The 24839-nt window shown below is 53.0% G+C and carries 22 protein-coding genes; 8 read left to right on the top strand and 14 right to left on the bottom strand.

Annotated features, from left to right (window positions below; genetic code table 11):
• Positions 1-88 precede the first annotated feature (88 nt).
• From ACYVH9_RS08605 to ACYVH9_RS08595, 3 genes are all read right to left on the bottom strand, one after another.
• Entirely contained in the window at positions 89-739 is a 651-nt protein-coding gene (locus ACYVH9_RS08605; RefSeq protein ID WP_460635893.1) for a DUF4142 domain-containing protein, read from the bottom strand.
• Positions 740-932: 193 nt separating this feature from the next.
• Positions 933-1688 carry an SDR family oxidoreductase gene (locus ACYVH9_RS08600; RefSeq protein WP_460635892.1) on the bottom strand — a complete coding sequence of 252 codons (756 nt, stop codon included), beginning with the start codon at positions 1686-1688 and terminating at the stop codon, positions 933-935.
• Positions 1689-1703: 15 nt separating this feature from the next.
• Positions 1704-3992 carry a hypothetical protein gene (locus ACYVH9_RS08595; protein WP_460635891.1) on the bottom strand — a complete coding sequence of 763 codons (2289 nt, stop codon included), beginning with the start codon at positions 3990-3992 and terminating at the stop codon, positions 1704-1706.
• Positions 3993-4179: 187 nt separating this feature from the next.
• Between ACYVH9_RS08595 and ACYVH9_RS08590 the strand changes: the two genes are divergently transcribed.
• The 5 genes from ACYVH9_RS08590 (at position 4180) to ACYVH9_RS08570 (ending at position 7477) form a co-directional block, all read left to right on the top strand.
• Complete coding sequence (locus tag ACYVH9_RS08590) at positions 4180-4380, top strand: hypothetical protein (protein WP_460635890.1); 201 nt, start codon at positions 4180-4182, stop codon at positions 4378-4380.
• 118 nt (positions 4381-4498) lie between these two features.
• A complete protein-coding gene (locus ACYVH9_RS08585; RefSeq protein ID WP_460635889.1) occupies positions 4499-5281 on the top strand; it encodes a hypothetical protein in 783 nt (260 codons plus the stop codon).
• Between the two features lie 44 nt (positions 5282-5325).
• On the top strand, positions 5326-5814 hold the full coding sequence (locus tag ACYVH9_RS08580; protein ID WP_460635888.1) for a ferritin-like domain-containing protein: 489 nt from the start codon (positions 5326-5328) through the stop codon (positions 5812-5814).
• Positions 5815-5906: 92 nt separating this feature from the next.
• Entirely contained in the window at positions 5907-6263 is a 357-nt protein-coding gene (locus tag ACYVH9_RS08575; protein WP_460635887.1) for an SPW repeat domain-containing protein, read from the top strand.
• Positions 6264-6364: 101 nt separating this feature from the next.
• On the top strand, positions 6365-7477 hold the full coding sequence (locus ACYVH9_RS08570; RefSeq protein WP_460635886.1) for an alpha/beta fold hydrolase: 1113 nt from the start codon (positions 6365-6367) through the stop codon (positions 7475-7477).
• A gap of 108 nt (positions 7478-7585) precedes the next feature.
• On the opposite strand, the gene ACYVH9_RS08565 is transcribed toward ACYVH9_RS08570, so the two are convergent.
• From ACYVH9_RS08565 to ACYVH9_RS08525, 9 genes are all read right to left on the bottom strand, one after another.
• The gene (locus tag ACYVH9_RS08565) at positions 7586-8098 is read right to left on the bottom strand and encodes a hypothetical protein (RefSeq protein ID WP_460635885.1); all 513 of its coding nucleotides are present in this window, start codon (positions 8096-8098) and stop codon (positions 7586-7588) included.
• Between the two features lie 2 nt (positions 8099-8100).
• Entirely contained in the window at positions 8101-9255 is a 1155-nt protein-coding gene (locus ACYVH9_RS08560) for a zinc-dependent alcohol dehydrogenase (protein WP_460635884.1), read from the bottom strand.
• Between the two features lie 114 nt (positions 9256-9369).
• Complete coding sequence (locus tag ACYVH9_RS08555; RefSeq protein WP_460635883.1) at positions 9370-9990, bottom strand: hypothetical protein; 621 nt, start codon at positions 9988-9990, stop codon at positions 9370-9372.
• Between the two features lie 249 nt (positions 9991-10239).
• The gene (locus ACYVH9_RS08550) at positions 10240-10953 is read right to left on the bottom strand and encodes a hypothetical protein (protein WP_460635882.1); all 714 of its coding nucleotides are present in this window, start codon (positions 10951-10953) and stop codon (positions 10240-10242) included.
• A 229-nt stretch (positions 10954-11182) separates the two neighbouring features.
• Positions 11183-12187 (bottom strand): multidrug DMT transporter permease, encoded by a 1005-nt coding sequence (locus tag ACYVH9_RS08545; protein ID WP_460635881.1) that lies wholly within the window; start codon positions 12185-12187, stop codon positions 11183-11185.
• 81 nt (positions 12188-12268) lie between these two features.
• Complete coding sequence (locus ACYVH9_RS08540) at positions 12269-13237, bottom strand: TIGR03885 family FMN-dependent LLM class oxidoreductase (RefSeq protein ID WP_460635880.1); 969 nt, start codon at positions 13235-13237, stop codon at positions 12269-12271.
• Positions 13238-13251: 14 nt separating this feature from the next.
• Complete coding sequence (gene treZ, locus ACYVH9_RS08535; RefSeq protein WP_460635879.1) at positions 13252-15120, bottom strand: malto-oligosyltrehalose trehalohydrolase; 1869 nt, start codon at positions 15118-15120, stop codon at positions 13252-13254.
• A gap of 425 nt (positions 15121-15545) precedes the next feature.
• The gene (locus ACYVH9_RS08530; protein WP_460636462.1) at positions 15546-19430 is read right to left on the bottom strand and encodes a PAS domain S-box protein; all 3885 of its coding nucleotides are present in this window, start codon (positions 19428-19430) and stop codon (positions 15546-15548) included.
• A gap of 398 nt (positions 19431-19828) precedes the next feature.
• Positions 19829-20131 (bottom strand): DUF1330 domain-containing protein, encoded by a 303-nt coding sequence (locus ACYVH9_RS08525; protein WP_460635878.1) that lies wholly within the window; start codon positions 20129-20131, stop codon positions 19829-19831.
• A 262-nt stretch (positions 20132-20393) separates the two neighbouring features.
• Between ACYVH9_RS08525 and ACYVH9_RS08520 the strand changes: the two genes are divergently transcribed.
• From ACYVH9_RS08520 to ACYVH9_RS08510, 3 genes are all read left to right on the top strand, one after another.
• Positions 20394-20795 carry a hypothetical protein gene (locus ACYVH9_RS08520; protein ID WP_460635877.1) on the top strand — a complete coding sequence of 134 codons (402 nt, stop codon included), beginning with the start codon at positions 20394-20396 and terminating at the stop codon, positions 20793-20795.
• Positions 20796-21032: 237 nt separating this feature from the next.
• A complete protein-coding gene (locus ACYVH9_RS08515; RefSeq protein ID WP_460635876.1) occupies positions 21033-22007 on the top strand; it encodes a glutaminyl-peptide cyclotransferase in 975 nt (324 codons plus the stop codon).
• Between the two features lie 60 nt (positions 22008-22067).
• Positions 22068-22652, top strand: a complete 585-nt coding sequence (locus ACYVH9_RS08510; RefSeq protein WP_460635875.1) for a thiamine phosphate synthase — start codon at positions 22068-22070, stop codon at positions 22650-22652.
• Here the strand turns inward: ACYVH9_RS08510 and moeB are convergent.
• Positions 22649-23701, bottom strand: a complete 1053-nt coding sequence (gene moeB, locus ACYVH9_RS08505) for a molybdopterin-synthase adenylyltransferase MoeB (RefSeq protein WP_460635874.1) — start codon at positions 23699-23701, stop codon at positions 22649-22651. The two genes, ACYVH9_RS08510 and moeB, sit on opposite strands and share 4 nt — an antisense overlap.
• Entirely contained in the window at positions 23698-24837 is a 1140-nt protein-coding gene (thiH, locus tag ACYVH9_RS08500; RefSeq protein ID WP_460635873.1) for a 2-iminoacetate synthase ThiH, read from the bottom strand. The genes moeB and thiH overlap by 4 nt, the downstream gene beginning before the upstream one ends.
• Positions 24838-24839: the final 2 nt, after the last annotated feature.

The raw sequence follows: 24839 nt of genomic DNA, 5'->3' as shown, positions 1-24839 counted from the left end.
AAAAGCAAACGCCCAGGGCTATGGCCTGGGCGTTTGCTTTTGACAGGTGCTATCGCGTATTATGTTATCGTTTTACCGTCTTTACATCCTACTTAGCACTTCCTCCTTTAATGTCCTTTTGCACATCCTGCGACACCTGAAGGTGGGTACGGACCAGCGGATGAGCCGCCAACGCAACACCCTTCAAACTGGCATCGGTAGCCGTTGACTCAACTTTCGACATCACCTGATCAAGCTTTTGGTGACCGTTTACGCCACTTTCCTGCACGTAAAACCGATCCAGCTCTTCGCCCCCCAGACTTTGCATTTTGGTCAGCATGGCTTTCGTTTTCTCATCCGGACTTGTTGGCAAGGTTACGCCTTTGGCCGACGCAATTTCCTTGAGTTTATTGGATAGCCCCGTTTGTTCGTCCACTTCGGCCTGCGCCAATTGCCGCACCGACTCGCTGGTGGCTTTTTGCATCGCAATCCGGCTCACTTCCAGTTGCATCATTCCTCCCAGGGCCACCTCTTCCATCAGCGCCTGATCCGCCTGCGAGAGCGCATTTTTCGTGGGTCTAATTGCCGAAACGGCTACCGCTCCCTGCTTATTCTGGTTGTCAAAATCCATTTTACTCATCTTACCAATCTGAGCGGAACCCGAACGCGTCTCCCGGGCAGACTGCCCCTGTTGGGCCAGCGAAAACGTTGCGAACAGACAGCCCATCACTAACCCAACGCCACTTCGAAATAGTTGCATGATCTTGTTTTTTAGTTTGTCAATACGATACCAATGCTGATAACAGCCTGTGTCTAGACCTGTTGGTAACCGCCAATGAGTAATAAGCCAACGGTCCCTGAATGAACGCACCCTATTGAAAAGCCGGTTTTCAGACCAGCAGCCCAGCAAAAACCGTTCTTAGAAAAAACCACGCTAGCCCGCTGAATGGTGGTTAAATCAACTGAAGATGGGGACGAATCTGGATGCCTACTACGTCGCAGCGTTGTGGCTGCGTCAGAATATAATGAACGCAGACGGCAATGTCTTCGGCCCGCAGTATTTCTTCTTTCTGCTGTTGCTCCCGTTCTTCCTCCGGGGTGGTGGGTTGCATATCGGACCCCACCGCGCCGGGTTCCACCAGACTGACTTTAATACCGTCTTTGTTGACTTCTTTCCGCAGGCTTTCGGCCAGTCCCTGAATAGCGGCTTTGGTAGCGACGTACACCGAACTGCCTTCCTCCCGCACGTCGGCACTCATGGAACCGATCAGTACAATATGCCCCTTTTTCTGCGCCTGCATTCGGCTCAGGGCTTCTTTGGTCGTTGCCAGGTAGCCTGTCAGGTTGGTTTCAATGACATACCGCCAATCCGAATCGGCCATTTCACTGAGCGAACCAGCGGCCAGTGCTGCGCTGTTGATAAGGATATCCAAACCGCCCAGGGCCGTATCGGCCTGCTCAAAAACCCGCTTTACGTCTTCGGGCTGCGCGCTGTCGGCCGTGACGCCATCGGCCTGTCCACCGGCATCCCGAATAGCCTCCAGGGCCTCGTCAAGCTGCTCCTGATGCCGGCCATAGGTAAAAATATGGGCACCGTATGATCCCAGCAGAATGGCAATAGCCCGGCCGATGCCGGTTGTTCCGCCGGTGATGATAATTCGCTTGGCTTGGAGCGATTCAAAAGACGTATGAGATTTGCTTTGTTCCATCATTGCATCGTTTAGTTATTCTTTATCTGATTTTGAAGCAGGGTTCCATTCCAGGCGCAACCGTTGGTGGCCCTGCACCTGGTACTCGTGGTAAGTTTTTTCGGTTTTCGTGGGCCGCAGTGGCAGGCTGTCCGGTGCATCTTCGTCAAAAAGCCGTAGGCTTGGCCACGTACTGCTTTTGCTCAGCAACCGAATGCGACAAAAACCGTCTGCCGTACCACCCAACCGCAGCACCACGTATCCGCTACGGTTTTCCATCAGCTGATATTCGGCGTGGTAGATGGGGTATTCGCAGTAAATAATGACCGGCACCTTGGCAAACCGTTTGTAGGCATACGTCGTCAGAATTGCCGGCAGGGCTCCGCCGTAGACCTCCTGTCCGACCTCACCGGCCTGCTTCCACCCCGTCGGGATGTCTTCCAGCGGAATGGGTAGCTCCCGGATGGTCCGGCCTTCGCGGGGTTGTTCACAAACCATCTCCGGCGGCAGTTCGGAGGGAAAATAAAACCGGCCCCGGTGCAGCAGGAATTTCATGTATTCCGAAAAAAGCAGGCGGATCGGATTGGGCACATCCGGCCCTACTTCTTTCAGGTAGTTGAGCATGGTTGCAAAAATTTCCGCTTCTTCGTAAGCCGCCAGGTACGGCGCATCTTTCAGGGGAGCCACCCCCATGAAAGTGCTGCGCGCCTGTCCGAACCCGAAGTTGCACTCCCACCCCCACAGCTGCGCCAGCACATTGGCAACACCGAGCCGACTCAGGTCGAAATACAGACGGTTGCCGGTAATTTTCCAGAGCTTGGCCAGCGTCAGCGCGCTCATGATGGTGATGTTGGTTTGGTAAAGCAGTTCGAATCCTTTGCCCCGCAGCCGCTCGGCCGACGCGACGGCTTCCTTCAGATAGCGCGGATCCCGACTGAGTTCATACACCTGAATCATCACGTGGGTGTACAGGCCCGCTACATCCAGCTCACCACCCCGGCCCTCGGCGGTTTCGGCCTTGATTACCTTCAGGGTTCGAATGTCGTAAAATACCGGCCATTCGTAGGAAAATTCGTGAGCGGCCTTGATGGCAAACTCCAGCGATCGAAACAGCAATTCTTTGGCTTCCACATCCCCTTTTTCAGCCAGGCGTCCCAGGTTCATCAGCGTATGCAACAAATACCAGGAGTCGATTTTATTGGGGTCCTGTTCCTCGCTGCGGTCTTTTTCCTTGAACGTTCCGCCGGGCAGCCACCGCATGAACGTGTCGTGCCGCTTGTCGTAAAACGACGGCAAATTCTTCTGAAGCTGATCCACCAGTTCCACCGGTTTTTCCACCCATTCCTGATACTCCCAAAGGGGCACCAGAATAGCGAGCTGCACCATGCTTTCGGGCGGCTTCTGATCCGCATCGACGTAAGCATTGACGTAATATTGATTCCGAATTACCCGACCGCAGTGTGGGGATTCGGTCAACGCCCGAATGGTTCGCTCGGCCGCGGCTGGCCAATCGTAATACTCAACGTCGGGCTTGGGTATCCGTTTGTAAACACAGGCCAACGCTTCCAGAAACAGGTCCGCAGCTTCGAACTCATTTTGCGGCACCCCTGCATCCAGATAAAGATACGCATCCGACAGCGTGAGTTCTTTACCGGCCTCCAGCGGGTGATCGGACGTCGGCAGGGAAAACCCGGCTTCGGGCCATTGAATGCTCACACTGTTGGTAGGTTCGGTTTGGGTGACCTGAAAATAATCGTTCAGCGCCGTGAAATTCTGAAAATAAAAGAGTGAGCCAGTCTGCGGCTGGGTGAGCGAGACAAAAATCAGCCCGGAGGTGGGCCCACTTTGGGTGACATACACCATGCCCTGTGTGGAATCGTGCTTAAACTGCTTATCGAGCAGGTAAAGGTCGCGGGGCATAGACTGGACGACAAACGCCTGATCCGGTTTTAAGGTGGTGGTGTAATGCAGAAGGCTACTACTGCCATCGGGAATTTCTACCGTTACGCGAAACTGGCCCAGAGCGCCCTGAATCTGGTACTCGGCAACGGTTTTGCTTTTCCGCACCAGCTTATAACCGAGTAGCTGCTGGGGATCGAAGCAGGTGCGAATGGCCAGTCGGCCGCCGGTATCAAATTGGTAAAAGAGCCAGAACGAGTTGGTGGTTCGGCCGGTTTGCAGCCGACCATCCTGGAGTTGCAGGGGGGCTTCGTCCAGATCAACCGCGTGTTTTAGCTGATCAGCAAGTCCCATAACCCATTGCGAAATATCCGCCGATTCTGTGGAAGCCTGCCAATCCGTAGGGTAATTGGATTTACTACGCATCTTTAATTGAATTGGATATTTGGGTGTTAAGAAGTCTTTTTTAAACTGACGATCCCAATACCCGTTCTGCTTGTAACGCTGAAAGTAAGGCAACGGCACCCACCTCCGGGCCGTTTCCTTATTTATCAAATACGCTGACGGCATCGGCGGGTTAGTCAATCATCGGGGGCAACGGTGCCCTGACGATATGGCCTTTGTAGCGATGAAAGATGTTCTGAAAGCCGTTATTCCCGTCGCCGTGGCGGTGTTGCTTTATACCTATCTAGCCGAGAACGGGCGGGTGGATGCCGCAACCTGGCTGCCCGTGTCCTTGCTGATTGTGACGATCAGTCTGGTGGTATACATGATCATCCGGCTGTTTCGCCGTAAAAAATTCCCAAAACCGTAGCCGGTTCTGGTACCGAATGCGCTATCATGGCGTTGGGCCGAAACCTCACTTACGGAAAAACGTTCTCACCCGATTTCATTTGAATCAGTTTCCTTTTTACCATTTATCACCAAAAACCATGAAAAAGCACTGGTTATTAGTTCCTCTCTGTACGATGCTGGCCTGTGGAGACAGTGGGTCGGGTTCCGGCAACAGGGGCGCTGGCGACCGCCTGATTGAAAATCTGGGGCGGCAGGTCAGCGGCACCCGGCACTTGAGTGAATATTATCAATACAGTCCACCCTGTGGTTACATCAACGAATCGTCGCTTCACACGCTGTTTGAGCTTGAAGAGGGTACGGCCCTAACCTGGTCACAGGACGATAACGTTTGTGAAGTCTCGTTGAACAACAAAAAGCTGGTGAGTCTTTCAACGACCAACCGGCGGCCTTTCGAATCGATTTTCCACGCCGAATATTATTTTGACCGGCACTTCCAGCCATCGGCCCTGGTGGATCGCGGGCGGAAACAAACCCATACCGGCCCAGACCCGGAAGGAACCGGTGCCGAAAGCCCCATGGGTGGAGTGGGCGATGGCTCGTCGGAAGACCGGGCGACGGTTGCCGGAGCGCCAACCGATTCAACCCAGGTTCAGGCACAACCCGGTGTGCCGCGCGCCCAACTTGATGACAACGACGAAATGAGAGCGGGTAGCCAGCCCATTCCGGGAGTCTGGGAAAAGGCGGTCTGGAATGCCAAAACCCGCACCCTCCATATTCTGAATCTGGAACATGTTTTTCACATCACGGTACACCACGGCCCGACAGCAGCCGCTGATAGCCTGCACGCAGCACGCTTAGGATCGCTGCTGGTCAAGCAGATAGACCTCGAAAGCGACCGGGGCGAACGGCCGATTTATTGATCCGTGTGAATTCAAAATCTTTTTCCATCCATACTTCAATTGCTATGAAAACAATGCAGGAATTAATGCAGCACATGATTCAGGATTTATACTCGGCCGAAACCCAGGCGCTCGACGCCATGACCGAATTGGCCGAACGAGCTACGAGTCAGGAGCTGCGCCAGGCTTTTGAGGTGCATCAGCGGGAAACTGAACAACAGGTGCAGCGTCTGGAGCAAATTGCTCAGCAAATGGGGGTCGAGCCCGAAGGAGAAACATGCCTGGCTATGCAGGGCCTCATCGACGAAGCCCAGGACTTGCTGGAACAACTGGAAGATGACCAACTGGCCGATGCGGCCATTATTGGGGCTGCCCAGAAAATGGAACACTACGAAATTGCAGCCTACGGAACAGCCCGCACCCTGGCCCAACAAGCGGGTCAGGATCAGGTAGCTGAACTGCTGCAACAAACGCTGGATGAAGAAAAGGCAACCGATGAAAAACTGACTGGCATTGCCACCGGTCAGGTCAATCAGAAAGCCGCCCAATCCTGATCGAATCGGGGGCAGGCTATTTTCCATTCTTCGAGGAAGGGATGCGGTTTGCCCCCTTTTTTTACCATACGCTGATCTTAGCCCCCGTTCCTATGCGCCTGCTTTCGACCCGAACCCACGGCATGATAGACTATATCGCCGGGACTTTTTTCGTGATATCTCCCTGGGTATTTGGCTTCGCCAACCGTGGCCCCGAACAGTGGGTTCCGGTTGTTTTGGGCGTAATGGCCGTCCTTTATTCCCTGTTTACTGATTACGAATGGGGACTCGTCCGACGCCTGCCTGTTCCGGTGCACCTCACGATGGATGTACTGAGTGGCGTGGTAATGGCGGCTTCTCCCTGGCTATTCGGCTTTGCCGAACATGTGTATTTGCCCCATGTCATTTTTGGGGTATTTGAAATCGGGGCCGGGCTGATCACCCAGCGGACGGCGTCCGCTACCCGGTAAAACCGTTTCTTCACCAACTGCCCAGACTTCAAAACCACGGCAAGCACCATGCATTCATCCTTTTCCAACGCCATAGGAAGAACTCAGCACCGGTTTTCGGCATGAGACAACAAATCCGACGCGGACTTAGCTGGCTGGCCGGGATGCTCCTCTTGTCAATGGCAATCGGGCTGGGCTATCTTGCCTGGCGTAGCACCGGCAAAACTTCCCCCATTGCTGACTCCAAAGGTCAACCAATGCCCAACAGCATTGCCGAGTGGGTCCCCCTGACAGTCAATGGCACCCAACAGTGGCTGCTCATTCGCGGACCAAACCGAACCAAACCGGTTCTGCTGTTTCTGCACGGTGGCCCCGGCTTGCCCGAACTATCGCTGCTGACGGGTCATGAACTGGAGCAGCACTTCGTGGTAGTCAACTGGGATCAGCGGGGATCCGGAAAGTCGTTTTCGGGGAACGTATTTCGGCAGTACGGCACGTTCCCCTTCACAGTGGAGACTTTTGTAGACGATGCCGCCCAGGTCAGCCGGTATTTGTCCCGGCGATTTGGCCAGCCTAAAATCTACCTGCTGGCGCATTCCTGGGGCACTTTTCTGGGTGTGCTGACCGTCCAAAAATACCCTCACTTATACCAGGCGTTGTTTTGCATCAGTCAGATTGCCCGGCAGCTGGAAGCCGAACAAATCTCCTACGATTGGGTACTTCAGCAAGCCCGACAGCACGAAAACAAACGGCAGGTTGCCAAGCTGATTCGACAGGGCCGTCCGCCCTATCCGCCGGAAGCCTGGCTGGACTACCTGACGTGGCAACGGGAGCTAGTCGCCCGGTACGGCGGGGGCATGTACAAGGGGCATTTTTTCCCTCTTTTCATTCGCAGCATTCTACTTAGTCGGGAGTATAGCCTCGCCGACAAACTTCATTATGCGTTGGGAGCTCAGGAGTCGGTGCGGTATTTGTGGCCCGCTGTTGTAGCAACGGATTTAACCTCGGCGGCTCCCGAGTTAAAAGTACCCTACGTTCTGTTTCAGGGTGTACACGATTACCAAACGCCGTATGCCGTTGCCCAGCGGTATTTCAACCAGCTCAAAGCGCCCCAAAAGCGGCTGTTTACGTTTGTCAACTCGGCCCACAGTCCTATTTTTGAAGAGCCCGAACGGTTTATGAACTGCCTTCTTAGGGCTTTAGCCTCGCTACCATCGACCGAAGCCCGCCCATAAATCAGGCGTATTTTTTTATCGTTTTATGGCAATTAAAACGTCGGCAGGTGGACTCGCTTGCTTTGCCAATCCATTTGCCGACGTTTCCGGTACTGAAAGAAAGCTGCTTTAATCTTCCTTTTTATTCTTCAGCCACATATACACGGCCATCGTAACGACAGCCCCAATCGCAACTTTCTGAACGAGACCTTTCGGATTGTGTTTCCACTGGGCTTTCCAGCCTCTTTCGGCAAAGATGTTGGGAACATGCCCCTGCTTGATGTCATCAATGATCCCTTCGACCGCATTGACACGGTCGGCCAGGATCAACGGCAGCCAGTGGCCGTATTCCGATTCGCTGTATTTGAAGGCATACCGGCGGATAGAACCGCTCAAGCCCGCTGGGGGCGAGGCCGTCCCGAAAACCGCACTTACATTCGGTCGTTCGATGGAGCGGAGCACCTCGGTATCAATCGGTTGCTGGGTCGGCCGCTCCCAGCTATACCCCGTTTGTTCAGCGTCCGTGCGGTGTTTGATGGGATAGGTAGGATCATTTTTCGGATCGGCATCAATGCCCCAGCCTTTAATGTGGGCGTATTTCTGCGCCAGGTCGGCGGCAGGGTTTTTCGGGTTATTTTCCATGATTACATACGGGCTGATGGTGGAATAAGAACGGGTTTGATGCAATTGTCGAGCTTATCGGAAAAAATCCGGTACGCATCGGCGGCTTCTTCCAGCGGCACACGGTGTGTAATCATCGCTTTGGGATTCAGCACTCCGCTTTGAATATGCTCGATGAGCCGCGGCAACAGCCGTTTTACGGATGCCTGATTGGCCCGGATGGTCAGGCCCTTGTTAACTACGTTTCCGATGGGAACGAGGTTATCCGTCGGGCCGTATACGCCAACAATCGACACAATACCGCCTTTTTTGACGGAGTTAATTGCCCAGTGAAGCGCCGTAGCCGAGCCCGCCTGGATCAGCGTTTTCCGACCGGTAATGGTTTGCAACGGACTTCCGGCGGCTTCCGCCCCCACCGCATCAATCACCACATCCGCGCCCATCCAGTCCGTCATTTTCTTGACAAACACGACCGGATCATCCATTTCTTTGAAATTATACGCTTCACACGGGGCATAATTGCGCACAAATTCCAGCCGGTAATCGTACTGGTCGATAACAATCACCCGTCCGGCTCCGAACAGCCACGAACACCGCGCGGCCATGATCCCAATCGGTCCCGCGCCAAAAATAACAACGGTATCACCGGGTTGAATCCCGCCCATCTCGGCGGCCTGGTAGCCCGTTGGCACCACATCGGTCAGCAAAACCGCATCATCCGGGTCCATCCCCGGCGGAATGACGGTTGGCCCAACGTTGGCGTAGGGTACCCGAACAAATTCGGCCTGCCCACCTTCAAAGCCGCCCGCCGTGTGGGAATAACCAAAAATACCGCCCACCGCCGTAGCCTGCGGGTTGGATTCGTGGCAGTTCCCAAACAGGCCCTGCTGACAAAAGTGGCATTTTCCGCAGGCGATATTGAAGGGCACGAGGACGTGGTCACCTACTTTTATTTTATGCACCTCAGAGCCTATCTCTTCGACAACTCCAATAAATTCATGACCGAACGTCATTCCTACCCGCGTGTCGGGCACATTGCCATTGTACAAGTGCAAATCCGAACCGCAAATGCAGGAGCGGGTCACCCGGACAATCGCATCTTCCGGGTGTTTGATTTCGGGCATGGGTTTTTGACTGACGCGGACGCGCTGGGGTCCGCGGTAATTCATTGCTAGCATACGGATATCAATTTGGGTCTATGGAACCGAAGTGGCCGTTTACTCCATGTAACGACGGCAAGCACGCGCTGTTCCTTCTAGTGAGAATCCGGCCCGGGAAAGTTATTTCTGCTTTTAAACCCCAACCAGGTAATCGGTGAGTTTTTTCCATTGCCACTCTTGAAAAAAAGCCCACCCTCCGGCGGCCACCAGGGTGTTGGCAACCGATCGCTCACCGGCTTGTTTTCCCTGATTATTCGCACTTTCCTTTCGCCCTAACTCATAGGCGCTGATGCGGTTTCCGACTTGTTCAACCAGAAAAATACTCCGGGCCCGCTCATCAAAAAAATGATCGACGACCCCTTCGGCCTGCTTTTCCTTTTGCCGCGGATCGGCGCTGGGCTGGACACTAAAGAATGCGCGCGAGGCTTCTATTTGCAGGTCTGTTACCTTTACCCAATTGTCAGTAGCTACCGGGCTGGGTATGGTGATGCAGATGTGATAGCCAACCTGGGGGCGCACCTCCGAAACGGGTTGCCCGTGCGGATCATGAAGTTTAAACGTAGAATTGATGCCGGGTAAGTCCGACCAGGCATTCACATCAAACAGACGGTTTTTCGCTTCCGCAAAGGCTGCTTTTGCGGCTCGTTCATCCGGAAATTTACGTTCACTTTCGTACGTTCGGTCTTTGGTTTGTTTTCCCGTCAGAACGGCAAATTGATGTTTAATAAAGTCAATAATTCGTTGAAAGATCATAATCAAAGGGGTTAAGTAGGCGTCAGCGTCCACTCCCTGCTTCAGCCATTACAGAAATCGTACGGTAAATGCCGGGCTTTGATCATTCGAAAATCATTCAAAGCAACGCTCTTTACCTCTATACGTAAACTGACCCCGTCCGGAAAGGACTGCTGGCCAGCGCAACTAGTGAGGATGTGGTCTGCGGCCAGCGGCAGGATTACCACGCACGGCATTCGATACAAGTAGATTGGACTTCGGGCAAGGAGATCAATGGGGCGAGTAAGTCAGTTGCACCACCAGCGCCTGTCCCCCATCCTGATTGGATCGTCGCCAGCCAACGGCCAGCGGCAAATGACTGCCCAGGTACACCTCAGCCCCCAGCACCAACTGGCCATAATCATGCTTGCCCGTGGCCCAGTCAGCCATCAGGTGCAGTTTTTCGTACCAGATGCCCGCGTCCAGCCCCAAATGAAAGCCTGCACGCGGGCCGTCTGCCAGATACCGATGATTTCCCGCATACAGGCCCGCTACGGCTTTGTAATGGTGGTGGCTAAAATCCCACCCCAGATTAGCGTACCCCCAGCCAACCCAGGCGCTTTGATGCCTGACGGCCACATTCACCCCGGTTTGTCCGCCCAAACCGAGGTGCAGGTTTTCGTTGAAATCAACGGTTTTCTGGGCATTCAGGAGCAGCAAGGGAGCGTACGGGATCTGGATTGTCGTATCGTTTCGCAACCAGGTATGCTCCGGCCGCTGATAATCGAGATGATACAAATTTAAACCGGCTTCCCAGTTATGCCCCAACCCATACGTCACGGTCGTCATGGAGCGCACTTCCTGACGGTTGATATCAAGTTGCACCTGCGCCAAAATCTGGTGCGCGGGCGTCATATCTGAAGATGGAACGCTAAACAGGGTTTGCTGGGCCTGTAGGGTCAGGCTACTGAGCAGCAATCCTACCAGAAAACAGTACGTTTTCATACCTGATACTTCTAAGGCGTTATTTCATTCTCGGGTGGAAAACCATTTACCCGTTAATCGTGTCACATTGCGGCCATTGCCTCATTCATTCCCGAAGACGACTTCATACTTCTGCGTTTACGAGTTAAGGTAAAGTATCTCATAAAACCATGATTGATTGGCTAGCAGACAACCCGGATTCAATGAATCCGGGTTTGTTTTGTTGCGTCATTTCCAGTGCAAGCGAATCCTACGATCGAGCCAGAATAATCAGAATAAGCCCGGCTACATACGCCAGTCCCATGAGCCAGAGATACCGGTTTGCCCGGGCCGGGGCACCTTCAAATTCCTTCCAGAGAAACAGCCCCCACAAAACCGAAACGATCGTAGCCCCCTGACTTAATCCGTACGATACCGCATCCCCGGCTTCGGGAGAGCCCAGCAGTAAGGCCAGCATTCCCAGGCTCCAGATGGAACCGCTGGCCAACCCCACGGCCCGCAACCGAACCCCAACGCCCGGCTTGGACCGTTGTGAGTCTTCCTTACCGGCCAGTTCAAACCGACTTACCAGTCGTTCAATGAAGGGATTGCTCAGTCCAATGCCTGCAACAAACAAAAGCAGCGCCGAATACGGCGTCAACAGACCCGCTTCCGGATTCGTCAAGTCCTGGGCAATAGCGGAAGAAACCGTGCGGAAGAAAAACCCCGCCACCAAGCCACCCGCCAGGGCAATCCAGATGCCGGAGTTATCCGAATCATCCGAGGGCTCCTCTTTTTCTTTGGCCAAATACGCCAGGGCACTACAGGCAATGGCGGCTAAAACGAGTGCACCGCCAGCAATCAACAAAGGAAGCTTACCGGACGGCTCGGCTACGTAATTGACCACCAATCCGACCGCCAGTGAAAGCCCGGTTCCGATGGGCATGGCAATCGCAATGCCCGACCGGTTGACGCCCACCGCCAGCAACCAGTTGCCTACATTGAAAATAACACCCCCTGCCAGCGCCAGCAGCAAGTTAGACACTTCGCCCTGTCGCAGATCATCCAGCAGCGAACGGCCTTCGGAACCCCAATTGCCCAGCGTAAAGGCCAACAGGATGGACACACCGATGATCCCGTAGACATAATCGCGGTAAAAGACCGGCAGGGGAGCCGACTGGGTCACTAGCTTCTGGCCATTATTCCAGGAGCCCCAACACAACATGGTCAACAGGCAAAAGACAATGGCGAGCCCGGGTTGATCGACGGTGAACATAGTTAGTTAAGAATGAGAAAACCGAATTGTTCATAAGTACAGGCTCTAGTTATGCAAGACCCCCAAGTCCGCATCCGGAAATCAGGTTGACTTCAACAGCGTGGGCAGAACATGCCCGCCGAAATCGTCAATAAACCGTTGCTGTTCCCGGTTAACGTTGTGTAAAAGGAGCCGCTCAAAGCCCAATTCGATGTCTTCCGCCAGCCACGCTATCTGTTCATTGACATCGGCTGAAATGCGCACCATTTTGTCGACCTCTGCCAGGTTCACCAACTCACCCGCCATGGCAAATTGCTCGGGCATTCGGAGTTCGGTGAGCATGGCATTCGGGAAAACATTAGAACGCCATTGCTCATAGGCCCCCTGCTGAGCGGTTTCCCGGCTCTGGCCGTAGGAAAGCTGAACTTTAAGATACATGGGTTTTCCTGCTCCTCCCCCGCGCCGGAAGGCATCTACAACGTCCCGCAACTGTTCTTTCGGCTGCGAAATCGTCAGCAATCCGTCCGCCCAGCTACCAACCCATTCGGCGGTTTTGCTTGTTACGGCGGCTCCAAAAAGCAGCGGTTTTACAGCGGGCCGGGTATATAGCTTGGCATCTTCCACCATAACCAACCCTTTGTGCGAGACGGTTTCGCCATTCCACAACGCCCGAATGATCGCTACACATTCCAGCAACCGGGCATTTCGGTCGGCTTTGGCGGGCCACTTCTCACCAGTAATGTGTTCATTGAGGGCTTGCCCCGTCCCAACGGCCATCCAGAACCGTTCAGGAAACATCTCGGCCAGCGTAGCGGCAGCCTGAGCAATGATGGCGGGGTGATACCGCTGACCGGGTGCATTGACAACGCCAAGAGGCAGGTTTGTAGCCTGTAGGGCGGCTCCCAGCCACGACCAGGCAAACCCACTTTCGCCCTGCTGATCGCTCCAGGGATGAAAATGATCCGAGCAGGAAATGGCCGTAAAGCCAGCCTGTTCGGCTAATTGGGCATACGAAAGCAGCACACTGGGCTTAAACTGTTCATGGGATGCATGATAACCAATTCGGAGCATAACAGTACTAACGGTTAAAGTTCGACAATGGGACTGCCATAAATAACAATGGATTCAGGCTGAATAAGCAGGGTTTCGGCGGGTGCCAGGGCAGATGGTGCCGTGTCGGTAACTGACAGTCCCGACTCCTTCTGCCAGGTTGGCTCTGCCGAATCAAGCAGTTTTTGCCCGTGCTCACCAGCCAGTAGGGGTAGCGTTTGGTGCTCTTTCGAGAAATTTAGAAAACATAAAACATGATGCGTTTCGTGCCAGCGGTATAGCTGGAGGGTCTGTCGTTTTTCGTCGGCCACCACCTTCAACTGCTGCCGGTTTAGGTGGCGCAATGCCGGGTGTTTTTTCCGCAACGTAATGAGCGCCTGATAAAAGCGAAACAACGTCTGATGGGGCGTTTCGTCCAAACAATCCCACACTAACTTCGACTGCTGGAAGGTTTCTTCGGCCACAGGGTCGGGCACCTCGCCCTGCCCGTGAAAATCGGCAAACTCCTGCTGGCGTCCCTGGCGAACAGCCTCGGCCAATTCCGGGTCTGTGTGGCTGACAAAATACAGGAAAGGATTGGGTGCGCCCCACTCTTCGCCCATAAACAACAACGGCAGGTAAGGGCTGACCAAAACCGCAGCCGCTAATAGCTTTTGCATCTCAAAGCTCACCAGCTGACTGGTTCGCTCCCCGGCCATACGGTTACCGACCTGATCATGGTTTTGGGAAAACACAATAAACTGATGGCCGGGATTAGTGGAGGCTTTCTGACCAAAAAACCGATTTCGGTGGGCAGAGAACTGTCCATCATATACGTAGGCATCCTGGTACGATTTAGCCAGGTGGGCAATCCCGTTAAAATCGGAATAGTAGCCTTTGCGCTCTTCACCAGCCGACACCCGAAGTGCATGGTGAAACTCATCAATCCATTGGGCATCCATACCAAATCCCCGCTCGGCCAGCGGATCAATAAACCGGGGATCGTTGAGGTCATTTTCCACCATGAGATAGTGCCGCCTGCCGGTAGCCGCCATCAGTTGATCGAGGTGTTGTTTGATTTCCTGCAGGATATGCGTCGTGCTAAAATCTTTGATAGCGTGTACGGCATCCAGGCGCAGGGCGTCAATGTGAAAGTCCCGAAACCACATGAGTGCATTTTCCACAAAAAACTGCCGAACGCCGTTGCACCAGGCATCGTCAAAATTAACGGCATCCCCCCAGGGCGTGCAGTATTTGTTGGTGAGGTAAGGACCAAAATCGGTGAAGTGGTTGCCTTCGGGTCCGAAGTGGTTATAAACCACATCCAGCACCACCGCCAGCCCTTTCTGATGACAGGCATCCACCAACTGCTGGAGCGCCCGGGCCCCTCCGTAGGAATTTTGGGCAGCAAACGGAAATACGCCATCATAGCCCCAGTTGCGAGCACCGGGAAACTGGGCGATCGGCATAATCTCGATTGCATTAATTCCCAGCGACTTCAAATAATCCAACTTGCTGACAATGGCGGCAAACGTCCCCTCGGGTGTGAAAGTACCCGTATGTAGTTCGTAAAGGATATACTCCTCCAGATCATAATTGGCCCAGTTCTGATCATGCCATTCAAAAGAAGTAGTATCGATGGCTTCCGAAGGGCCATGAACCCCTTCTGGCTGGGCGAGCGACGCCGGATCCGGCCGCATTGTATCACCATTGATCCTGAACAGGTAACGATTCCCCGGTTTAAGCTGATTGGTCGTCGTCTTCCAATAGCCAAACGGTTGTTTTTCCAGGGGAATGCAGTGGGTTTGATCGCCCCAAACGAGGTCTGTCCGGTCAGCACGTGGGGCCCATACGACGACCTCGGCAGTTCCATCTTTTTGAAAAGTAACGCCTAACGAACGTTGGTTTACCTGTAATTCACTCATACCAAAAAAGAATAAACGTATTGAAGCATGATACTACATACTGAAGTAAGCGCCCAGTTCCACCGGGCTCATCCGGTGCAGGATGAGCTTTCCTATTCGTGAATTTCCTTTGAAAAAGCCGTGGCCCCTGGTAAGTTATCAGACTCAGCCGGAACAGAATCTGACCCGCTGCGGGCCCGGTAGCAGGAAGCTTTACTGTGAACCTAACTCGAATCGACCGACTTTGTCCGCGATACCCCGAACAAGTGAGAATGTGGCCCAGAATGTAGCTGTGCGTGATTTACAGCTTCGGAGACTTTCATTCCGTTTCCAAACGGTCATAGCCGGATAGCCTGCCCTATGCGGAAGCAGGAAGCTGAAAACGAAAAGCATTTTCTAGAATGCTTGCCAACCGCCCAGGCTGGCGGCTATTGGAAAGATCGCGTCTACGTTGTGCGTTTTTTTTGATTCTGGTAGAGGCTTAACTGCTCAATGACGGCATGGATCAACGCTTTGATTTGTTCGCCAAGCGCTGCTACGATCTGGAAATCAAACTTTTCCAGGTACTCGAGCTGGCGGGCCCGTTCAGAAAGTGAATCCATGCCCGCGCTGATGGTTGTGCCATACAATCGATGACCCGCCGATTTGACAAAACCCAGGTCGCCCTCCAGTAATTTGGGAAACCGGTCGGTTAGCCAGCCATTCAGCTCATCCTTAGCCGCCTGAACCAATTCCTCCGTTAGTTCGGGATCGTTACCGGCCAACCGCTCAATAACCGAAATGTCTACCAGAACAGGTTGCAGGTCCGATTCGGCTTCTTTTTCCGCGCCTACTTTCCACCGGGAAAACACTTGAACCAGGGAATCTTCCACGATCGGTTTGGCGATGAAATCATCCATCCCGGCTTCGACACACTTCTGCTTTTCCTCGACGGTACTGCTGGCGGTCAACGCTACAATGAGGACGTGGCTGTTGTGCTCCAGCCCCCGAATTTGCCGGGTTGCTTCAATACCGTTCATGACGGGCATCTGCACATCCATTAAAATAAGATCAGGCTTCTCGGCGCTGTAATACTCAACGGCCTCCTGCCCGTTCAATGCTTCCAGCAGAATCGCATCCGGAACGATGCGTTTCAAAATGGATTTGGCCAGCAGCTGATTGATCTTATTATCCTCAACAATCAGGATTTTGACAGGAAGTTTGGCGGCCGGTTGATTCGAAACGGACGCTTTCTGAGGAGGCCTGGTTTCATTCTCGGTTTCCTTGAGCCGGGAAAGGGCAAAATACAGCTCCTGCATTTTAATGGGCTTCACCAGCCGCTGCCGAATGTGTAACTGCTCGCACCCCTTCAGAATCTCGCCGTCGTCCGACGAACTGTGCAACAGCACTACGGGTTGGATATCGGGCGATTTTGCAAAATGCCCCCGTATTTTCTCAACCGTTTCAAGACCGTTCATGAACGGCATATGGTAGTCCATCAGAATGGCGTCGAACGTCTTGCCTGCGGCCAGAATGTTGAGGGCTTCAAAACCGTTGCTGGCTTCCTCCACCTGTATTTGCTTCATGAAGAACATCTGCCGGAGAATGATCCGGTTATTCTCGTTATCATCCACGATCAATACATTCCGCACACTCCGGACATCCTGCCAGACAATCGGATCACCTTCCTGGGCTTTGAGCGGTAGCTCGAAATAGAACGTACTGCCTTTCCCCGGCTGACTGTCCAGCTGCAAATGGCTTCCCATCAATCCCAGCAATTTGTTGGAAATGGTCAGCCCGAGACCGGTACCGCCGTATTTTTTGGTCGTAGAAGGATCTTCCTGCGAAAAAGCCTCAAAAATTTTGGCCTGCATCTCAGGTTTGATGCCAATGCCGGTGTCTCTGACTTCGAATCGAAACAACGCCAGCCCCAGCTCCCGTTGCTGGGCCGTAATTTTGAGTTCGATCTCCCCTTGCTCGGTAAATTTGACCGCGTTCCCGAGCAGGTTGATCAATACCTGTTTTAGCCTGACCGCGTCGACAGACACAAAACGGGGCAGGTTTGGCGGCAGATTGAGCAACATTTCAAGTCCTTTATTTTGAACCTGATACGTGATAATATCCGATACCTGGCTGCTGATTTCGTAGATATCCGAACGGGTAACATCCAGTTCAAGCTTTCCCGCTTCGATTTTCGAAAAGTCCAGAATATCGTTGATGATGCTCAGTAAAGCATTGGCCGATTGGTTAACAATAGACAGATATTGCTGCTGGGTAGTATCCAGTTCGGTTTTTAGCACCAGGTCCGTAAATCCGATCACGCCGTTCAGGGGCGTCCGGATTTCGTGGCTCATATTGGCCAGAAATTCAGACTTGGCCTTGCTGGCGTTTTCGGCCAGTAACTTAGCTCTTTTTAACTCCTCCCGCTGCAAACAGATTTCGGTGATGTCCTGCGTAAACATCATGATCCCCCCTATTTTGCCATCGTATTCATACCACGGCCTGACTTCCCAGCGCAAATGCTGCTCGTAGTTCCAGTCCGGCGGTTGCCAGATATCTTCTTCGCATTTCTCAACCTCGCCCTGCAAGCAACGCTGGTGAATGTTTTTCCAGCTATCGGTGATGTTGGGAAAAACTTCATAGTGTGATAACCCGATAATATCCTGCGTAATTTTGTATTCCTCCAGCCAACGCTTACTGACGGCCAGATACCGGATGTCTTTATCAAACATGGCCACGGCCGCCGGCGCGTGTTCGACAAAAGCAGCCAGCCGCTTCTTTTCGGTCAGCAGCTCTTTTTCGGCTTTTTTCCGGTCATCAATATCCTGGAACGTGCCGAACACCCGAACGCATTTTCCATTTTTGAATTCCGGTTTACCAATAACCCTTACCCAAACCGGTCGATCTGTCGCCGTAAAAACCTGAAGTTCAACATCATAACTCACCCCTTCCGTTACGGCACGTTGGAAAATCTCCACGATTTGCGCCCGATACGGTTCTTTGAAAAAAGAAACCGCTGCGTCGAAGTTGGGAACATACTCTTCAGCAACCCCATGAATCGCTTTTGTTACACTCGACCACGAAACCGTCTCGCGCACCAAATCAACCTCCCAGCCTCCGATTTTAGCCACTCGATTGGTTTGCTCGAGCATTTCGGAGGCCTTTTTCAACTCCAGTTCGAGCTTGTGCCTTTCAGTGATATCGATGGCATTTCCGATCACGTAGGGCTGCTGTTGGGAATCCACCTCAAGAATATTATTAAAATACCAGATCTGGGTGGTGCCATTCCGGTGCAGGGTGTACATCAAGCCGCTAGCCTGGCCGTGTTGCTGAATGCCAAACAGGTAGTCTTTTACCTGTTCGTGCCATTGAGCGGGCGAAATATCAAAAAGCGTTAGTTGGGTAAAGTCCTCCGGTTCGTAGCCCATAGAACGCGCCCCCGCCTGGTTCACCCGCAGAAAACGTCCGTTCTGATCGTGCAGACACATGAATCCCTGCGAATGTTCAAAAAATGACCGGAAGCGGTTTTCGGAATACTGGAGAGCAGCCTCTTTCTCTTTTTCAAGGGTTATATCCCGCGCAATGGCATAGATCAACCCCGTGGTGGTATCCGGCGTAGCCACCCATTGCAGGTTTCGGTAGGAGCCATCCTGGCAGCGGAAGCGCGGTTCAAAATTGATACTTTGCTGCCCCTGCGCCAACCGGAAGATTTCTTCGCGGATAGCAGGAAGGTCTTCCGGATGAACCAGGTCAAAAATGGAGGTACGTAATAAAACGGTTTCGTCCCAGCCCAGCACCCTTCGAAAAGCCGGATTGATTTCTTTGAAAAAACCGTCAGTTCCTGCTACGCACAACAAGTCGTTGGAGAGTTCGAAAAGCTGCTTGAATTGCTGAAGCTCCAGTTTTTCGCGGTGTTTTACGATGAGCCCCACGGCAATGTCCGCCAGAATTTTCAGATTTTTCTTCTGGCTTTTGGTCAACTTTCCGGGTTTTTGATCGATAACACAAATAGAGCCCAGATTAAACCCCGCCGGGTCCGTCAGGGGGTGGCCAGCGTAAAAACGGATGTGTGGTTTTCCCAGTACCAGCGGATTTTGGCGGAAGCGATTGTCCTGGAGCGCGTCTTTTACCTCCAGGATATCGTCCTGCAAGATGGTATGCCCGCAAAAGGCAATGTCACGATGCGTTTGGCGGTCTTCAAAGTTGTAGGAAGACTTGAACCATTGCCGCTGCTCATCAATCAGGGAAATCAGCGCAGTAGGCACATCGCATATCACGGAAGCTAGTTCGGTTAACTGATCAAACTCCTTTTCGGGCAGCGTATCGAGAATATGATATCTCTTCAAGGCCATTATTCGCTGGGCCTCGTCGTGTCGATTGATCATATTTAAAGATGTCTTGAAGTGTAAACTACCAATTTTCCGGAAAAGGGAAACATTATTGCACTCATCATTTAAAACACCTCAAGCTTAAATCCGACAATTGAATCTGCGGCATTCACTCACCAAAAGACAAATATAAACTAATTAACTAACAGCTAATCATTTAAAAAATCAGCCTCTTTATCTGGCAAGTAAATACGAGTAAAAACCGTGCCATTTTTTAGTCTGACAAACCAATAAATTACTCATTTTTATCATGACGGAGATCGGGGATTCCGCACCGTTGCGAACAGCCCGATTGCCTGAATGGGCTAGCATGTTGGCGGGAGCTAAACCGCTGCAAATTGCGTGGATCCGGTCAACACCTGCTAGAGAGCGTTGCCCTCGATGAGCATCACCCGTTCCACCGACTCGTCTTTCAAAGGCAGGTATTGCAGGCGCTGTGGGTCGTCCCGATAAGCCTCAAAATGGGACCGATCCGAAAAACTCACCAGGTGAATTTCGTAAGGATAGCCTAAAGTTGTCGTCAGTACGGAGTCCATCGCGGGCCGTATGCGGTATACCAACTCACCCTGATGCCGCTGAAGCAAAGGCAAAACGTGCTCTTCGAAGGAATGAAAGGTAGCTTCATGTCCTTCCTTTATAAAGATGAGTTGCGTGTAGTAAAGCATCGCTACGGTTTTTAGGAATACGATAAAAAATACAGCCGGGACTGCGACCGGAAGATACAGGTTGGCACGTGTAAAAACAACCTAGTCACATCCGATAAAACCGTAGTAGCCACCTTTTTCCTTCCGATAGCCTTTCTCCCGCCCATTTCCCAAAAGTGACAGCGATTGACTCATTTGTGACAGCCTTTTCCCGACCGTCTGCCGACCTTTGACTCATCCAAAACGGATTCACCCAATCGAAACAACAAAAACATTATACGCCATGAAAACCCTGATCAACACCCTGTTCGCAGCCTTCACCCTGACGGTTTTTAGCTTCACCGCAACGCAGGCCGAAACCCACAAGCCAATCGGTCGGCCACAGAAAGCCGCTGCCTTTCAAAGTGCTATGTACACGACCGTTGACGGTAAACTGCACATTTCCGTCGATAAACAAATTGGTGGCCCGGTGGTGGTTGCACTCAAAAATAGTGCAGGCTCGGATGTTTTCGCACAGCAGATCGGCAAACGCCAGCCGGGTGCCCGGCTACGGCTCGATGTCAGCAACCTGCCCGACGGGGTCTACCAGGTGGTGATCAGCAACGGCGTTGATTCATCCACTCAAACCGTCACCCTGGCGACCCACCAACCCAGCCAACCGACTCGCCTGGTGGCCCTTCAGTAAAATCAGCTTCACCCGGACCAGACAGTAAACAACAACACGCCATCCCTTCCAATCGGCCAGCACGGTTTTACGCCGTTCTGCCAATTGGAAGGGCTTTTTTTATACTTTTAGCAAACGACGAAAAGAATGACACCTCGTTTACAAGTTCTTGTCTTTGGAATAGTAGGCTGGTTGCTAATAGGCTGCCAACCCAAAAAGAAACCTGTCGACGACTCGCCAGCCTTGCTTACCCCTTCCGTGGCCTCACTTTCCCAGACGGTTTATGCCACCGGCGACACCATCGTAATTGCCCTTGAACAGGCACTTACGCAGATTGATATACGATTCGATACGGCGTCCGTAAAACCGATTCAGCCTGATAGCCTGCTCCTGAAAGTACCCATCACGGTCTCAAAGGTTGGTGTCTATCAACTGGTGATCAACGGAATGACCACCCAACAGCTTCCTGTTTCCGACACAGTGGCCGTTGAAATTCGGTCTGATACGAAACCTCAGCCACTGTCCTATCAGGTAGTCACGACGCTCCCCCACCAATCCACCAGTTTTACACAGGGCCTGGAGTTTTATAAAGGCTCCCTGTACGAAAGCACGGGCTTGAATGGCCAATCCAGGCTAATGCGAATTGACGTATCCACGGGGGCTAGCCTTCAATCAACGTCGCTACCACCGCAGTATTTTGGCGAAGGAATTACCATCGTTGGGGATCGAATTTACCAATTAACCTGGACGTCGGGCCAATGCTTTCGCTACACCCTGGGATTTGAGCATGATCAGACCTTTTCCTATCCAACCCAAGGTTGGGGCATGACGCACCAAGACACTACGCTGATTGTGAGTGATGGCACCAATCGGTTGTTTTTCTATACCCCAAATTTTCAGCCAATCGGTTTTTTATATGTCTACGATGATCACGGAGCTGTAGCAAAGCTCAATGAACTGGAGTATGTCAACGGTTTCGTCTTAGCGAACGTTTGGGAAACGAATCGCATCGTTCAGATTGATTTGGAATCGGGGAAAGTTGTCGGTGAGTTAAATTTAGAAAAGATCGTTCCGAAAAACCTGGCGGACCCGCAGGCTAATGTATTGAACGGGATTGCTTACCATCCAAAAGAAAAGGCGCTGTATGTCACCGGTAAAAATTGGCCCGCACTCTTCAAGTTGCAGGTAAATAATTTGCTGCAACCCAAAGGCAAAAAACCGTTGGCCCTCTAGCAATCTCATGAGAACCGGCTTTTTTTTATTCATAGCATTGCGCCCAACATTGTCTTACAGATGGTTTTTCAACTTATTGGCATTACCCCATCGGTCCTTCCTGATCAATTTTGGAACCTGATTCCCGCCCTCTTCCATGCCGGACTTTCGTATTTGTACGTTCGCCAACCCGATTCGGCGGAGCTACGGCGTCAGTTAGAAAGCGAAACGTTGCGACCCTACCAGACGCAACTGCTCCTGACTTTTCCGTGGTCCGATACCGATTTTCAGCTTCACTGGAAAGAAACTACTCGGCAGCAGGCCCCTTCCGGCAACCGGGCTTTTTCGACCAGTATTCACGACCTGACCCATTGGCCCGCGCTGGCCGGACGCGTTGAGATGGTGTTTTACAGCCCAATTTTTCCAAGTATCAGCAAACCCGGCTACGGCCCGACCCTGACGCTGGATGAACAGGTCAATCAGCTCGCAACGCTCCGTCGATCCACCGAATCATTACCCAAACTGATTGGCCTGGGCGGTATTCAATCGAAAAACATTGCCCAGGTGCAGCGGGCCGGTTTCGACGGAGCGGCCGTCCTGGGCGCTCTGTGGGAAAGTCCGAACCCGGTTCAAGCCGTGCGGCAGCTGGTTCAGCAACTTGCTTAAACGGGTGCGGCGCTTATGCCTCCTTTTAAGCTGACCACCCGCTGAAAACCGTGCGCTTGCAAAAACTCCACCGCTTTCCGGCTTCGTACGCCCGATTGGCAATAAATAACAATGGGCTGATCAGGCGGGATCAGCGTCGGTTGTGCTAACAATTGGCGCAAAGGAATCAACAGTCCTCCCAATGTTCGGCGGGCGGCTTCTTCCGGTTCGCGTACATCAATCAATTGTAGATCAGGCTCCTGAGCTAGCCGCTTCCGGTATTCAGCATGGGTAATTTCCACAACCGGCGAAGCACATACCGAAAGACCCGCCGACAATTCCGTGACTGTTTTATTCACCGGATCAGCCGCCAGCGTGAAGGTCTGAAAGTGCATCTTCATCGCATTAAAAACCAGCAGTTTGCCACTCAGCAATTCGCCCGTACCCGTCACCAGCTTGATCACCTCGTTAGCCATCAAACAGCCCGTAATGCCCGGAAGCACCCCCAAAACACCCGCTTCGGCGCAGGCAGGCAGATCGCTCGGGTCGGGATAGAGGCAGCGATACGTGGGGCCATCGCCGACATTGAACACGCTCACCTGCCCCTCAAACCGGTAAATCGAGCCAAACACCAGCGGTTTGTTCAGCATTACGCAGGCGTCATTGACCAGATACCGGGTGGCAAAATTGTCCGAACCATCCACCACCACGTCGTAACCGGCAATCCAGTCCAGCGCATTTTCAACTGTCAGAAAATCCGAATGAGCCTGAATCGTTATCAGCGGATTTTGCTCCCGTAAGCGGGTGGCTGCCGCCTGCGCCTTGGGCTTGCCCACGTCGGCGGTCGAAAAAAGAATCTGCCGCTGGAGGTTGCTCAGGGCGACGGTATCACCATCGGCCACGCCAATCGTCCCAATTCCGGCAGCGGTCAGGTATTGCAACACCGGGCAGCCCAACCCACCCGCGCCGATAACCAGCACCCGGGCCCTTTTCAGCTTTTCCTGCCCTGCCAGCCCAATTTCGGGCAAGAGCAAATGGCGGCTGTATCGTTCCTGTTCGATCTCGGTCATGGATGTACGGTCATTAAGCTGGCGTCCCAATCTTTCCAAACCGGCTCGTAACCGGCCCGCCGAATCACCGCGGCCATTTCAGCGGGGGAACGTTCGTCGGATATTTCGAACTGTTCGAGCGACTGCGGCTCCACGACGTACCCGCCCGGATTGGTCTTCGACCCCGCACTGATGCTGGTGATTCCCAACCGAATAACGTGGTCGCGGAAGGTCGGACTTTCACGCGTTGACAGCGATAATTCGACTTCGGGACTAAATAGCCGGTAGGCGCAAATCAGTTGGACCAACTCTCGGTCGGTCAGGCAGTTGCCAAAATCCCGGGACGTTACCCCCTCCGCGCCCAGCACGTCGATGGGCCGCAAACGCGGAAACGACAGGCTGTAGCGGGTTTGCCAATACGTACGTTCCAGGTAATGCAGGTGCAGGGCCGTAAAAAAGCTGTCCGTGCGCCAGTCCGACAGCCCCAGCAAGGTGCCCAGCCCCAGCTTGTGGATGCCCGCGCGGCCCAGCCGGTCGGGGGTTTCGACCCGGTAGCGGTAACTGGCTTTTTTCCCCTTCGGGTGGTGAGTCTTGTAACTGTCGCGGTCGTACGTCTCCTGGTAGACCAGCACCGTATGCAGTCCTTCCGGAATCAGTTCTTCGTAGGCGGCCTGGTCGAGTGGTTGCACTTCCATCGAAATGTGGGCAAACCGGCTGCGCAATAACCGAATGGCGTTTTTCAGGTACGGCACCCCGACGGTCTGGTTGGCCTCCCCCGTCACGAGCAGAACGTGCTGATAGCCCATCGCTTTCAACGCATTGGCTTCGCGCAGAATCTCATCATCGGTCAGGGTTCGTCGCCGGATTTTATTATCCACACTAAACGCGCAGTACGTGCAGATGTTCTGGCACTCGTTGGACAAGTACAGCGGGGCGTACAACTGCATGGTTTTGCCAAACCGCTGCTGGGTTAGGCGGTGACTCTGGCGGGCCATTTCTTCCAGATACGGGGATGCGGCTGGCGAAATCAAGGCCTGAAAATCAGCTAGCGTCCGGTCAGTGCGGGCCAGCGCCATTTCCACATCCCGCGCAGTTTTTGTCTCGATGGCCCGCTGGCTTTCCGACCAGTTATATTTTTCCAGTAATTCGCTAAACATCG

The sequence above is a fragment of the Larkinella harenae genome, assembly GCF_054780515.1.
Note: the sequence above shows the minus strand (reverse complement) of the source record. Positions and strands in the feature narration are given on the sequence as shown.